Raw genomic sequence first — 13,100 nt, forward strand, 5'->3', positions numbered from 1 at the left:
AATCTGGTAAGTATTGACATCTAAGTCAATATTGGTTCCTTCGTCGGCGCTGCATTGTTCAGTTGCCCGGCACACTTCCGAGGGGGTCGCTGTTATGGGTGCTTCGATTCGGCTGATGCCGACCAAATTGGCCGCGGCGGCTCTGACCGCCGGCGTGGTCGCGGCCGGCGCATCAATCGGCGCGGCCGAACGCGCGCTACCGGCCATCGAGGCCAACGTGGCCAACACCTCGTTGATCACCGATGCGCTCGGAAGTGCGGGCTGGTTCGTCGACGGAGTCGCCGGCAGCGTCGCCATTCCGATCGAAGCGGTGATCTCGTTGCCGTTCGACGCGCTGACCGCCATCGCGGTCGCCGTGCAACGCCCGGACTATGCCCCTTCGGTGTTGAGCTGGCTGGTCAATCGGTACGCCAACCCGGCCGAGTCGTATCCGTACTACACCTTTCCGTGGGACCTCAAAGCGAACGCGATCGGCACCATCGCCTACGCGTTCCCCTATCCGGTGGGCCCGAGCACCACCCAGCCCGGCTTGATCAACGGACTCGTCGACGGCATCGCCAACATCATCGGTTCCGCTCTTGGCGGGCTGCCCGATGCGGCCGACGGGGTCGCCGCGACCGATGCTTTCTGGGCGACCACTGCCGGGCGCATCCTGACGTCCGTGAACAACGTTGCGCTGTCTCCGGTTTGGGCGCTGTGGGATGTGGCCGACTACGTCGGCTTCCTGCCCTACAACGTGGCCGCGACCATCGAGTCGGCCATCAAATTCCCGCAGGACATTCCCGGCCTGGTCAGCAATCTGGTCTACGGGCTACTCGGCTCCGACGCACAAGGCGGACTCGCCGGATACTTGATCCACGATCTCGGCTACCCGCTGACCACGCTTCCGGGACCCGTCGGCCAGTTCGCGACCAACTTGGAAGCGAGCATCCAGCAGGGGCTCGACAATCTGCTGTCGAACCTTCCGACGCCGACACCGCCGACCCTGGCCGCGACAACGGCCGCAGGGGCAGGACCGGTGCCGACAGCCGCGGTCTCAGGGGTTGCGGCCGGCGACGTCCCGGCGGCCAGCGGGCCGAGCGCGAACGCTGTGACTCTCACGGTGCCGGACACGGCGAAGACTCCGGACGTCACGAAGACTCCCGATACCGCGAAGGCTGTCGATACCGCGACGGCTGTCGATACCGCGACGGCTGTCGATACCGCGACGGCTGTCGATACCGCGACGGCTGTCGATACCGCGACGGCTGTCGATACCGCGAAGGCTGTTGACACCACGAAGGCTGTCGATACCGCGACGGCTGTTGACACCACGAAAGCCCCGGATTCCTCCGACGCCTCGAAAACCCCGGACACCTCGAAGGACCCTGAGACCTCGAAGGCTCCGGAAGCAAAGCCGGACACGCAGGGCAGCGCAACCGGCAAGCCGGATAAGAAGGCAGACAAGGTCAAGTCCGGCAACAAGGTTCGGCCGGGTGCCAAGTCCGCCCAGACCGGCACGGCCACGGGCCGCCCCGACAAGGCAACGGTTCCAGCGTCGGCGCCTGGCGGAGCCGACAAGCCATCGGCATCCGAGGGAGCCGACAAGCCTGCCGGGAGCGCGCATTCCGATTCGACCGGCGCGGATGCAGCTGCCTGACGTTCGCAACGGCTGACACAATGTCGGGCTGAGAGCGTTGTTGAGGCTATATCCGGTTATCGGCGCTCTCAGGCCGACGTTGTGATCGGGCCCAGGTGTCCGTCCCGCCGGATTATGGCCAGGATGTCCGCCGCCACCGTGTCCCAGCGGTAGACAACATCCTCATAGGTCAGCCGAATCACCAGATACCCCATGCCCGTCGCCACTCTGTCCCTCGTCCGGTCGGCCTGATATCTGGGTATGTGGTGTTCGCGGCTATCGGCTTCGATGATCAGTCTGTCGCCCACGAGAAGGTCGATTCGTCCGACTCCTGGGATGTGCACCTGAGTGCGTAGGTGGATTCGCAATGCCCGCAGTCGCAACCGGATCATGGTCTCTATGCCGGACTCGCTGTCCGGATCACATCGCTCGGCCAGGTGCAGCCAGGCGAAACGCGATGCGGCGACAATGTCCCGCGCGTCGGCCATCTGGATCATGCGTTTGTTCAGCATCGAGTCCAGGACCACGACGAGCCCCTCGGCATCCAGGCAGTTCGCGGCCGATGCGACTGCGATATCCACGGGATCGATGGCCCCGGTGATCGGTGGATCACGTCGGTACGGGTGGCAGGACCGGACTCTCGATTGTGATTTGCGTGCTCGCTCCGGGTACCGGATGTGCAAACCGGAATCGGGAACCCACACCTGGAAGCGGCGCAGTGCCGAGGCGCAGCCCAAGACACCCCCGGCCGCGACCGCGCGCACAACTTGCGGGTCGGCGGACGGGCCGGCGTACCAGCCACGCCGCAACGGCTGCCACCCCTGCTTCTTGATCTGCCGGTGCGACCAGCCCACCTCCCGCAGTTGCGCCGCGGATGCCACCCCGCCGTTCGCGGCAAGCAGTTGTTCGATTTCCCCCATCGCTCAATAGCAGCCGACAGACGTCGTCGACGACAGTCCCCGGGGTGTCAGCCTGTGGATAACTCAGGTCTCCTTGAGCGAAACGCAGTCGTGTATGCCTTCGGGGCTGCGATGCAACACCGCTCGCGTCGGTACCACCCGCAGGCCCGCATCGGTGGCTTCGGCGGTCCCGTCGACGATCAGCGAGTAGCCCGTGGGTTCCCGCGGCGGCCACAGCACCGTCACGACCGGGTGGGCGCCGGCATTGCCCCGGGTGGTGTTTCCGACGGGTTCGATCGTGAGCGCGCCGCCGCCGAACACCGGGGTCACGGCCACCGTGTGCGGGCGAAAATCGTCACCGACGGTGATCAGGAAGCCGAAAGGGAAGTCGGCCAGGGTGTCGCCGAGCTTGTCGAGATCCACCTTCACACTCATGACGTCAGGATAGGTCGCCGCAACCTCAGGCCGGCGCCGCTTGCCGGCCGCGGACCAACCGGCCCGGCCGGGCCGCGGTCGGCACACCGTTCTCCGCGATGATCTCGCCGGACACGATGGTCGCGACGTAACCGTCGGCGGTCTGATCCAGGCGACGCCCACCGGCGGGCAGGTCGTGCGCGATGGTCGGCTTGTGCAACGTCAGTGCGTCATGGTCGATCACGTTGAGATCGGCCTTGTAACCCACCGTGATTCGGCCGCGGTCGGCCAGGCCCGCGACGCGAGCCGGGATCGACGTCAGCTCCTTCACGGCGTGCGCAAGGTCCAGTCGGCCGGCCGCGCGGTCACGTACCCAGTGCGTCAGCAGGTACGTGGGAAATGAAGCGTCGCAGATCATTCCGTAGTGGGCGCCGCCGTCGCCGAGGCCCAGGATGACGTCGTCGCGCTGGATCAGTTCGGCCACCGTGTTGAGTGACCCGTCGCGGAAGTTGGCGAGCGTCACCAGCAGCATGGCGTGGCCGTCGTCGTCGAGCACCCGGTCATACGCCTCTTCGAGCGGGCTGACGCCGCGGGCGGCGGCCCGTGCGGCGATCGAATCCGACGGTGCCGGTTCGTAATTCGGGGGAGTGCCGAGCGGGAACATGTAGTCCCACGCCTGCGCCGCGAACATCAGTGGATGGCCGTCGGCGGCCGCGGTGTCGTTCAGAATGCGTTGACGCACTTCGGGTTTGCGCATCTCGGCGACGCGTTCGGCCAACGGCAGATCGGCGATCTCGCGGTATGACGGATACAGCACGAACGGATTGCCGGACAGCTCCAGGCCGATGACCAGACCGATGGGGCGCGGGAAGATCTGTGCGGTAATGAGCGGACCGCCGACTCCGGCATTCTCGTTGGCCTTCTCGACCATCCGCAGCGCGTCCTCGAACGTGGCCGGCCCGGCGTTGCCGACGGCCAGGGTGAACGTGACGGGCAGGCCGACGTCGGCCGCCACGTCGAACACGGTTTTCAGGGCGACCTCGTAGTCGCCGGCAAGTAGATCGGGCACGAACTGGATCAGTCCGCCGCCGCCGTCTTCCACGCCGCGGGCGATGGCCTCGATCTCGACCTGCGCTGCGTCGTGGCTCGGGATGGGTTGCCCGCCGGAGGTCTTGTGCAGCGTCAGCCGCGACGACGCGAACCCCAGGGCGCCGCACTCCACGGCCTCGGCCGCCAGCTTGCGCATCAGGGCGAGGTCCTCGGGGGTGGCGGGTTCGCGGTCGACGCCGCGCCGGCCCATCACGTACACCCGCAGCGGGGAGTGCGGCAGGAACGCGGCCACATCGATATCGCGGCGTCCCGCGTCAACCGCGTCGAGGAATTCGGGGAAGGTCTCCCAGGTCCAGGGCAGGCCGTCGACCATCACCACGCCGGGAATGTCCTCGACCCCGGCCATCACGTCGACGAGCACGTCGTGGTCGTCGGGCCGGCACGGTGCGAAGCCGACGCCGCAGTTGCCCATGACCGCGGTGGTTACGCCGTGAGCGGAAGACGGGGTCATCCGATCCGACCAGATGGCCTGTCCGTCGTAGTGGGTGTGCAGGTCCACGAAGCCCGGCGTGACGAGCAGGCCGGTGGCGTCGATCTCGCGGGCGCCGGCTCCTTCGACGGTGCCCACTGCGGCGATAAACCCATCCTGAACTGCGACGTCGCCCTGGAACGGTGCGCCACCCAACCCGTCGGCGATGAGTCCGTTGCGAATGACGATGTCGTAGGCCGCGCCCGCTTCGTTCATGTGAACAACGTACGACTCAGGCCCTCATCAGATCTGTGAGTTGGCTTTGAGTTGAAGATTAGAACGGCTAGGCATTGCAAAACCGATGTATCGTGATAGGTACAAGATGCATCGAATCAATGAAAGGAATTGCGATGTTTTCAGCTGGTTTCGGCCCCGGTTTCGGTGGGGGCTTCGGCCCGGGATTCGGGGGCTTCGGTCCCGGCGCGGGTGGCCCCGGCGGCCCGGGCTTCGGCGGTGGTTTCGGCGGCGGCTTCGGGCCGGGCGCCGGACACCACTTCTTCCGGGGTCGTATCAAGCGTGCCGCGATTGCGGCGGCCGCGCTACTACAGGAAGGCCCGGCCACGGCCGATCAGCTCGCGCAGCGGGTTTCGGAGATCACCGACGGCGCGTTCACCCCGCCGGTCGACAAGGTCGAGTTCGTCCTCTCGCTGCTCGCGGCTCGTGGCGTGGCCACGGTCGAGGACGGTGTCGCGACGCTGACCGAGTTCGGTGAGCAGCTGCTCGCCTGGCGCGGTGTCAGCAGCGAGACGGTGCAGGCATTCCTCGGGCAGGCCGGGAAGTTCGGCGACGTCATCAAGCTGCGCAAGGATTTGTTCGAGCTCGCCGGGCTGGCGCGCACGATCAAGTTCACCGGCAACGACGCGCAGAAGGCCGACCTGTCGGCGGCTGTCACGACGCTGTCCGCGGCAGTCGCCGAGGCCAAGAAGGCGCTCTACCGCACCTTGGCCGACAACTGACCGACGACTGAACGATCGGGGCGGCGGACCCATCTCGGGTTCGTCGCTCCGAGTTGTCGGTGCCCCGTGGCACGATCGGGGCATGATCGACCATTTCGGTATCAACTGCAGTGACTGGGCCAAATCTCAGCAGTTCTACGACGGTGTACTCGGTGTGCTCGGGTTCAGCCGGCAGATGGACTTCGGAATCGCCATCGGCTACGGCCGCGACGGCAAGCCGGACTTCTGGATCGCCGATGCCAGCGCGGGGGAGGCGTCGGGCCCGAACCGCGAGGTGCACTTTGCTTTTCAGGCCGCCGATGTCGATGCGGTGAGCGCATTCCACGACGCGGCAGTCGCACTCGGTGCAGAGTCCTTGCACGCGCCCCGGCTCTGGCCCGAATACCACCCCGGTTACTTCGGTGCGTTCGTCCGTGACCCTGACGGCAACAACGTCGAGGCGGTCTTCCACGGCGCGGCCGGATAGATGTCTGACACCGCGGCGGCGCGAGAACTGTTGCGCGACTCGTTCACTCGGCTCATCGAGCACGTCGACGAGGTCACCGACGGCCTCTCTGAAGAGGTGTCGTGTTGGCGTCCGACGCCGGAGGCCAACAGCATTGCGTGGCTGTTGTGGCACAGCGCGCGGTGCCAGGACATGCAGCTGTGCGACGTCGCAGGTGTCGAGCAGGTGTGGACGAGCGAAGGCTGGGAGCAGCGGTTCGCGCTGGACCTGCCGCACAGTGATGCGCCCGGCTACGACATCGGGTACGGCCACACTCCTGAAGATGTCGGCAAGGTGCGGCCGCCGGTTGAGTTGTTGGTCGGCTACTACCGCGCGGTGCACAAGGTCACGCTGGAGTATGTCGCGACCGTCACGTCGGAGGAGCTCGAGCGCATCGTCGACCGACGCTGGAATCCGCCGGTCACCGCGAGCGTGCGACTGGTCAGCATCGTCGACGACTGCGCGCAGCACCTGGGTCAGGCCGCGTACGTGCGGGGCATCGCCGCGCACAGATGACGGTCGAGAAGTTCGTCCGCTGGTGGCCGCCGGTCGGGCTGGCGATGATGGCCCTGTTGGGGTGGGGCGTCGGCACGGGCTCCACGTCCGTCGACGACGTCTTCCAGTATGCGGGCCGGGCCGGTCAGCCGTATTCGGGCTGGCTGCTGTTCTTCACGGACCCGCGCGTGCTCATGGTGATGCTGGTGATCGCGGTGGGAATCACGTTGTGGCAGAAGCGCTGGCGCCTCGCCGCGGTCATCGCGCTGACGCCGCAGTTGGCGGTGTTCATCGAGCGCGGACTCAAGGAGCTGTTCGGCCGGCACAAGAGCGGGGCACTGGCCTACCCCAGTGGGCACACGGTGTTGATGGTGACCGTGCTGGGCGTGATCGTCGTAGCAGCCGGGGCGGTGCTGTGGACTCGAGTGCTGGCGGGCGTCTTCGTCCCGCTGGGCATGCTCGGCCAGGCCTTCACCTACCACTACTTCACGGACACCCTCGGCGCGCTGCTGTTCGGGTCCAGTGTGGTGTGCCTGGCTGCGCGCCTGGCTGCGGCGAAAGCTCCGCCCGCGGTCTATTGAGGCGCGGCCGTGATGCCGCCGGGGAGATTTTTTGACACGCGTCAAGCCGGGTGCGACCCGTGTCACACCTGGTCGTTACCATGGCCGTATGACCGCTACGTCTGACGTCCAATCGCCCGGTTCCGGCACCATCTACGACCCCGCCACCGGGGCCATCGCTGGGACCGTGCGCTGGACGGACCCGGCTGACGTACCACGGATCGCGGCCGGCCTGCGGGCCGCGCAGCGAGAGTGGGAGGCCCGCGGGCCGCAGGGCCGGGCGAAGGTGCTGGCACGTTTCGCGGTGTGGCTCAACGACCACCGCGACGAGATCGAGACCCTGCTGGTCCGTGAGACCGGCAAGTCGATGGTCGACGCCAAGGCCGAAATCCCGCTGGCGATCCTGATCATCTCGTACGTGGTCAAGACCATGGAGAAGGCGCTGGCGCCCGATACCCGGCCGGCCCCCATGCCGATGCTGTCGGTCAAGAAGATCACCGTGCACTACCGCCCGCGTGCGGTCGTCGGTGTCATCGCGCCGTGGAACTACCCGGTGGCCAACGCGCTGATGGATGCCATCGGGGCGCTCGCCGCCGGCTGTGCCGTGCTGCTCAAGCCGTCCGAGCGGACCCCGCTGACCGCCGAACTGCTGCTGCGCGGCTGGACCGACTCCGGTGCACCCGAGGTGCTGGCCCTGGCACAGGGTGCCCGCGAGATATCCGAGGCCGTCATCGACAACTCCGACTTCATCCAGTTCACCGGCTCGACAGCCACCGGCCGCAAGGTCATGGAGCGCGCGGCCCGTCGTCTCACCCCGGTCAGCCTCGAACTCGGCGGCAAGGACCCCATGATCGTCCTGGAGGACGCCGACGTGGAGCTGGCCGCGAACGCCGCGGTCTGGGGCGCGATGTTCAACGCGGGGCAGACCTGTGTGTCCGTCGAGCGCGTCTACGTGCTGGAGCCGGCCTACGACGCGTTCGTCGACGCCGTCGTCAAGGCCGTGCAGAACCTCAAGGTGGGCGCCGGCGAGGGCTACCACCTGGGCGCCCAGATCGACGCCGGCCAGGTGGACATCACCGAGCGGCACGTCAACGAGGCCGTGGCGGCCGGTGCCCGGGCGCTGACCGGTGGCAAGCGCCCCGACGGCCCGGGCAGCTTCTACCCGCCGACGGTGCTCGTCGACGTCGATCATTCGATGGCCTGCATGACCGAGGAGACGTTCGGCCCGACGCTGCCGATCATGAAGGTCGCCACGGTCGGTGACGCGGTCCGCCTGGCCAACGACAGCCAGTACGGGTTGAGCGCCACCGTGTTCTCCGGCGACGTGCAGCGGGCCAAAGATGTTGCGCTCCAGCTCGACTGCGGTGCGGTGAACATCAACGACGTGCTGGCCAACCTGATGTGCACCACCGCCCCGATGGGCGGCTGGAAGACGTCGGGCATCGGTGCGCGCTTCGGTGGGGCCGAGGGCATCCGCAAGTTCTGCCGCCAGGAGACCGTGGTGGAGCCACGTACCAGCAAGGGCACCGGCGGCAACTACTACCACAACTCGATGAAGGCCCTGGCCCGCATGAACAACGTGCTGACCAAGGTTTCGCTGATCCGGTCGAAGCGCACCGCCAAGTAGCGCCACCTGTTGTTCACCGTGACGTCACCGCCAGGTTCGGCCCGGCGGTTACCTTCAGCCGGTGACCCTCGACACCGCTGCCGTTGACGGCTATGCAGTCCGCGATGATGACGACGACGATCCCGAACTGGTGCTGGTGCACAGCGGAGAAGTGGTCGACACCTGGCGTGAGGGCTACCCGTACGACGACCGGATGAACCGGCAGGAGTACGAGGAGCAGAAGCGTCTGCTGCAGATCGAACTGCTGAAGCTGCAGAAGTGGAGCCAGGCCAACGGGCTGCGGCACGTCATCGTCTTCGAAGGCCGTGACGCCGCCGGCAAGGGTGGCACCATCAAGCGGTTCATGGAGCACCTCAACCCGCGCGGCGCCCGCGTCGTCGCGCTGGAGAAGCCGACGGAGCGGGAACGCACCCAGTGGTACTTCCAGCGGTACGTCACGCACCTGCCGGCCGCCGGCGAGATCGTGCTGTTCGACCGCTCCTGGTACAACCGGGCCGGTGTGGAACGCGTCATGGGTTACTGCACGCCCAAGCAGCACGCTGAATTCGTCCGCCAGGCACCGCTTTTCGAACAGATGCTGGCCAACGACGGCATCAGCCTCACCAAGCTGTGGTTCTCGGTGACCCAGGCCGAGCAGCGCACGCGGTTCACCATCCGCCAGGTCGACCCGGTGCGGCAGTGGAAGCTGTCCCCGACGGACCTGGCCTCGCTGGACAAGTGGGACGCCTACACCGCGGCCAAGGAAGAGATGTTCGCCTGGACCGACACCGAGGTCGCGCCGTGGACTGTGGTGAAGAGCAACGACAAGAAGCGTGCCCGGATCAACGCCATGCGCCATGTTCTCGGTAAGTTCGATTACGACAACAAGGACCATGAGGTGGTCGGGCACGCCGACCCGCTGATCGTGGGACGGGCGCTGTCGGACTGAGGCGGCGCCCACCAACGTAGGAGGGCGCTTGCGATTCGTCGCGACACTGCTGTTGTGGCTGGTCACCACCGTCGCTGTGGCGGTGGCTGTGCCGGTCTGCTGGGCGCAGCACACAATTGTCGACCGGGGCGGCTACGTCGCGCTGGCGACCGCGGCGGCCAAGAACCATGAGCTGCAGAAGGCCACGGCCAGCGAGCTGGGCATCCAGATCAACAAGCTGGCCACCAGTGCGGGATATGACCTGAGCACCAGCACCATGTCGAGTGCCGCCGGCCTGTACACCTCCAGCTCGGCGTTCCCGGGCCAGTTCGGCACCGCGAACGGCTATGCACACGACTGGCTGTTCACCGACACCATGGCGCACTCGGATGCGTCCGGCCGGTGGGTCGTCGACCTGTCTCCGATGCTGTCGGACCGGTCGTTCAAGGCGACGTTGTCGGCGCTGGGCATCCGCGTGCCGTCGAAAATCGAAGTGCCGATTACCGATTCGGCCCAATCGGTACGGCCGGGCCAGTTCCGCGCCGCGACGACGTGGGGACCGTGGGCGCGGGTCGGCATCTGCATCCTGACGGGCATCTTCGCCCTGCTCACCCTGGCAGTCACTCGATCCCGCGGAAAAACCGTTGCCGCCCTCGGCATCTCGACCATGATCGTCGGCGCCGCCGGCTGGGCCGGCATCGAGGCGGGGCGGCGCTACATCAACGACGGGCTCAACCGCACCACCGGCAACGTCCGCCAGGTGGCCGACGTCATGGTCGATACCGCCATCGCCAACGCTCACGAGTGGCTCAACATCACCCTGGCCGTCGGTGGCGGACTGGTGGTGCTGGGCGTGCTCGTGACGCTGCTGGGCAACCTCGGCCGCCGGGTGGTGCGCAAGCCCAAGCCCGCAGCCAGCCCCGCCGCCTGACAGTGATTTGTGCACGAAAATCCGCGGTCGGCGCGAAAAAACGTGCACAAATCACGCCCCGACGGTGCGCTCCAGGAACGAATACACCAGCGCGGCTTTGAACGCTGCCTGCGAGTTGTCGGCGGCCCCGCCGTGTCCGCCCTCGATGTTCTCGTAGTAGTTGACGCGGTGGCCGACGGCCTCGAGTGCCGCCGTCATCTTCCGGGCGTGGCCCGGATGCACCCGATCGTCGCGCGTCGAAGTGGTCATCAGTAGCGCGGGGTAGGTCCGCTCGGCCGAAATGTTCTGGTACGGCGAGTACTTCGAGATGAACTCCCAGTCGTCGGGGTTGTCCGGGTCGCCGTACTCGGCCACCCACGAGGCTCCGGCGAGCAACAGGTGATACCGCTTCATGTCCAGCAGCGGCACGCTGCACACCAGAGCACCGAACAACTCCGGATACCGCGTCAGCATGACGCCCATGAGCAGCCCGCCGTTGCTGCCGCCCTCGGCGGCGAGCTGTTCGACGGTGGTGATGCCGCGGCGCACCAGATCGGCTGCGACGGCGGCGAAGTCCTCGTAGACCAGGTGGCGGCCCTCGCGCATCGCCTGGGTGTGCCAGCGCGGGCCGTACTCACCGCCGCCGCGGATGTTGGCCTCGACGTAGGTGCCGCCCTGGGTCAGCCACAGCCGGCCGAGCACCCCGGCGTAGCCGGGCAGCATCGACGACTCGAATCCGCCGTACCCACTCAGCAGTGTCTTGCGCGGCTCGGTGACGCCACGTTGTCCCACAACGAAATACGGGATGCGGGTGCCGTCGGCGGACGTCGCGAAATGCTGCGACACCTCGACTTCGGAGGCGTCGAAGAATCCCGGGGCCCGCTTGATCTCGGTCACCGCGCCGCCGGCATGCCCCCACAGCAGGCGCGACGGGCTGTCGAATCCGCTTGAGTCCAGGAAGATTTCGTCGCCGTACTCGTCGACATCGACGATGACGGTGGTGGCGTGCTTCGGCACGCCCGGAATGTCCTCGCGCTCCCAGGCGCCGGGGGTGACCAGCTCGATGTGGCCGATGACGTCGACCAACGTCTGCAGCAGCAGCCGGTCGCGGGTCCACGCGAAGTTCTGCATGCTGCTGTGCTCGTCGGGCTCGAAAACCACACTCAGATCCCGGTTTCCGGCCAGGTAGTCGTCATAGCGGGCGGCCAGCAGTGTCCCCGCCGCGTAGGTCGTGTCACCGACTGCCCACTCGACGCGCGGCCGGATCAGCAGCCATTCGCGGTGGATGGAGAGCGCGGCATCGGTGGGCACGTCGATGCGGATCAGCTCGTCGCCGCGGACTTCGTAGCGTTCGCGATTGAAGAAGTCGGTGGACTGCGACACCATCAACCGCTCGAAACCCGGTGTGCTGTCGTAGCCCGCGCCGACGCTGACGTCGGACGCCGCGCCTTCGAAGATCGTCACGGCCTCGGACAGCGGCTGTCCGCGGTGCCACCGCTTGGCGATCCGCGGGTACCCCGACTCGGTCATGGCGCCGGGCCCGAAATCGGTGCCAACCAGTACCGTGTCGGGTGTCTCCCAGGAGACGCTGGACTTGGCTTCCGGCAGGTTGAATCCGTCGTCGACGAATTGCCTTGCCTCCATGTCGAACTCGCGGACCACCGACGCGTCGGCCCCGCCGCGGGACAACGCGATCAGGGCGAGGTTCAGGCCGGGCTCGATGACATCGGCACCGGCCCACACCCAGTTCTCGTCTTCGTCGGCCGCGAGCTTGTCGAGGTCGATCAGCACGTCCCACTCGGGGGCGTCAGTGCGGTAGCTGTCGAGCGTGGTGCGCCGCCACAGCCCACGGGGGTTCTCGGCGTCGCGCCAGTAGTTGTAGAGCAGCTCGCCGCGCCGCCGGACGTACGGGATGCGGGCATCGGTGTCCATCACCTCGAGGGCGTCGGCGCGCATCTGCTCGAATCGCTCGCCGCCGAACTCGGCGATCGTCGGGTCGTTGTGCTCGCGCACCCAGTTCAGCGCGTCGTCGCCGGTGATGTCCTCGAGCCACAGGTAGGGATCAGCATCGCCCGGGGCGAGGGAATCAGAAGTCACCCGGACATTCTTACCCTCCGGCGTAGGGTGGCTGCATGCCATCACGGGCACTGATCACCGCCGATGCCGCCGAACTGCTGCGCAGTCTGCAGAACCAGCACGGGCCGTTGATGTTTCATCAGTCCGGCGGATGCTGCGACGGGTCGTCGCCGATGTGTTATCCCGATGGCGATTTCATCGTGGGGGACCGGGACGTGCTGCTTGCGGTGCTCGACGTCGGAGCCGACGGCGTACCGGTGTGGATATCGGGCCCGCAGTTCGAGGCCTGGCAGCACACGCAACTGATCATCGACGTGGTCGCGGGCCGGGGCAGCGGGTTCAGCCTGGAGGCGCCCGAAGGCAAACGCTTCCTGTCACGCGGGCGGGTGTTCGCCGAGGCGGAGAACGCCGAGCTCGCCGCCCAGCCGCCCATCGTCGGCGTCCAGTACGCGCAGGGCGCGCGGCCCGTCCGGGACGGCACGCTGATCGTCGACCGCGCCGAGGAGGCGTGCCCGCTGCCGGGAACGTAGCCGGTTGAATCGGTCTCCCGCCTGCCAAGCACCGCTCGCCTATAA

The 13,100-nt window shown here is 67.1% G+C and carries 13 protein-coding genes; 9 read left to right on the forward strand and 4 right to left on the reverse strand.

Going from position 1 to position 13,100, the window contains the following annotated elements:
• Positions 1–115 precede the first annotated feature (115 nt).
• A complete protein-coding gene (locus ACNO8X_RS07615) occupies positions 116–1,639 on the forward strand; it encodes a hypothetical protein (RefSeq protein WP_418004807.1) in 1,524 nt (507 codons plus the stop codon).
• 68 nt (positions 1,640–1,707) lie between these two features.
• Here the strand turns inward: ACNO8X_RS07615 and ACNO8X_RS07620 are convergent, their stop codons facing one another.
• The 3 genes from ACNO8X_RS07620 to ACNO8X_RS07630 all read right to left on the reverse strand — a co-directional run bounded on the left by ACNO8X_RS07620 (position 1,708) and on the right by ACNO8X_RS07630 (position 4,726).
• Positions 1,708–2,538, reverse strand: a complete 831-nt coding sequence (locus ACNO8X_RS07620; RefSeq protein WP_418004808.1) for an endonuclease domain-containing protein — start codon at positions 2,536–2,538, stop codon at positions 1,708–1,710.
• A gap of 63 nt (positions 2,539–2,601) precedes the next feature.
• Positions 2,602–2,952: a pyridoxamine 5'-phosphate oxidase family protein gene (locus ACNO8X_RS07625; protein WP_418004809.1), complete on the reverse strand. Its 351-nt coding sequence runs from the start codon at positions 2,950–2,952 to the stop codon at positions 2,602–2,604.
• Positions 2,953–2,977: 25 nt separating this feature from the next.
• Positions 2,978–4,726, reverse strand: coding sequence for an N-acyl-D-amino-acid deacylase family protein (locus ACNO8X_RS07630; protein WP_418004810.1), 1,749 nt, complete (start codon positions 4,724–4,726; stop codon positions 2,978–2,980).
• A 134-nt stretch (positions 4,727–4,860) separates the two neighbouring features.
• Here ACNO8X_RS07630 and ACNO8X_RS07635 point away from each other — a divergent pair, with 134 nt between their 5' ends.
• From ACNO8X_RS07635 to ACNO8X_RS07665, 7 genes are all read left to right on the forward strand, one after another.
• Positions 4,861–5,466, forward strand: coding sequence for a hypothetical protein (locus ACNO8X_RS07635; RefSeq protein ID WP_418004811.1), 606 nt, complete (start codon positions 4,861–4,863; stop codon positions 5,464–5,466).
• An 82-nt stretch (positions 5,467–5,548) separates the two neighbouring features.
• Positions 5,549–5,932, forward strand: a complete 384-nt coding sequence (locus ACNO8X_RS07640; protein WP_043984863.1) for a VOC family protein — start codon at positions 5,549–5,551, stop codon at positions 5,930–5,932.
• Entirely contained in the window at positions 5,933–6,466 is a 534-nt protein-coding gene (locus ACNO8X_RS07645; protein ID WP_418004812.1) for a mycothiol transferase, read from the forward strand.
• Entirely contained in the window at positions 6,463–7,026 is a 564-nt protein-coding gene (locus ACNO8X_RS07650) for a PA-phosphatase (protein ID WP_418004813.1), read from the forward strand. Before ACNO8X_RS07645 ends, ACNO8X_RS07650 begins: the two co-directional genes overlap by 4 nt.
• A gap of 88 nt (positions 7,027–7,114) precedes the next feature.
• Positions 7,115–8,632, forward strand: a complete 1,518-nt coding sequence (locus ACNO8X_RS07655; RefSeq protein ID WP_418004814.1) for an aldehyde dehydrogenase family protein — start codon at positions 7,115–7,117, stop codon at positions 8,630–8,632.
• Positions 8,633–8,693: 61 nt separating this feature from the next.
• Positions 8,694–9,560, forward strand: a complete 867-nt coding sequence (ppk2, locus tag ACNO8X_RS07660) for a polyphosphate kinase 2 (protein WP_043401274.1) — start codon at positions 8,694–8,696, stop codon at positions 9,558–9,560.
• Between the two features lie 28 nt (positions 9,561–9,588).
• Positions 9,589–10,470 carry a hypothetical protein gene (locus ACNO8X_RS07665; protein WP_418004815.1) on the forward strand — a complete coding sequence of 294 codons (882 nt, stop codon included), beginning with the start codon at positions 9,589–9,591 and terminating at the stop codon, positions 10,468–10,470.
• Positions 10,471–10,521: 51 nt separating this feature from the next.
• On the opposite strand, the gene ACNO8X_RS07670 is transcribed toward ACNO8X_RS07665, so the two are convergent.
• Positions 10,522–12,588, reverse strand: coding sequence for a prolyl oligopeptidase family serine peptidase (locus tag ACNO8X_RS07670; protein WP_418004816.1), 2,067 nt, complete (start codon positions 12,586–12,588; stop codon positions 10,522–10,524).
• Between ACNO8X_RS07670 and ACNO8X_RS07675 the strand changes: the two genes are divergently transcribed.
• On the forward strand, positions 12,582–13,055 hold the full coding sequence (locus ACNO8X_RS07675) for a DUF779 domain-containing protein (RefSeq protein ID WP_418004817.1): 474 nt from the start codon (positions 12,582–12,584) through the stop codon (positions 13,053–13,055). The genes ACNO8X_RS07670 and ACNO8X_RS07675 overlap by 7 nt on opposite strands.
• The last annotated feature ends 45 nt before the right edge of the window (positions 13,056–13,100 follow it).

It is taken from the genome of Mycobacterium sp. PDNC021 (assembly GCF_048282635.1).
Taxonomy (GTDB): domain Bacteria; phylum Actinomycetota; class Actinomycetes; order Mycobacteriales; family Mycobacteriaceae; genus Mycobacterium; species Mycobacterium llatzerense.

Bases quoted from the DNA above. Each gene is read 5' to 3' on its own strand.
- ACNO8X_RS07615 (WP_418004807.1), top strand. From the start codon at position 116: ATGCCGACCAAATTGGCCGCGGCGGCTCTGACCGCCGGCGTGGTCGCG.
- ACNO8X_RS07620 (WP_418004808.1), bottom strand. From the start codon at position 2,538: ATGGGGGAAATCGAACAACTGCTTGCCGCGAACGGCGGGGTGGCATCC.
- ACNO8X_RS07625 (WP_418004809.1), bottom strand. From the start codon at position 2,952: ATGAGTGTGAAGGTGGATCTCGACAAGCTCGGCGACACCCTGGCCGAC.
- ACNO8X_RS07630 (WP_418004810.1), bottom strand. From the start codon at position 4,726: ATGAACGAAGCGGGCGCGGCCTACGACATCGTCATTCGCAACGGACTC.
- ACNO8X_RS07635 (WP_418004811.1), top strand. From the start codon at position 4,861: ATGTTTTCAGCTGGTTTCGGCCCCGGTTTCGGTGGGGGCTTCGGCCCG.
- ACNO8X_RS07640 (WP_043984863.1), top strand. From the start codon at position 5,549: ATGATCGACCATTTCGGTATCAACTGCAGTGACTGGGCCAAATCTCAG.
- ACNO8X_RS07645 (WP_418004812.1), top strand. From the start codon at position 5,933: ATGTCTGACACCGCGGCGGCGCGAGAACTGTTGCGCGACTCGTTCACT.
- ACNO8X_RS07650 (WP_418004813.1), top strand. From the start codon at position 6,463: ATGACGGTCGAGAAGTTCGTCCGCTGGTGGCCGCCGGTCGGGCTGGCG.
- ACNO8X_RS07655 (WP_418004814.1), top strand. From the start codon at position 7,115: ATGACCGCTACGTCTGACGTCCAATCGCCCGGTTCCGGCACCATCTAC.
- ACNO8X_RS07675 (WP_418004817.1), top strand. From the start codon at position 12,582: ATGCCATCACGGGCACTGATCACCGCCGATGCCGCCGAACTGCTGCGC.
- ACNO8X_RS07670 (WP_418004816.1), bottom strand. From the start codon at position 12,588: ATGGCATGCAGCCACCCTACGCCGGAGGGTAAGAATGTCCGGGTGACT.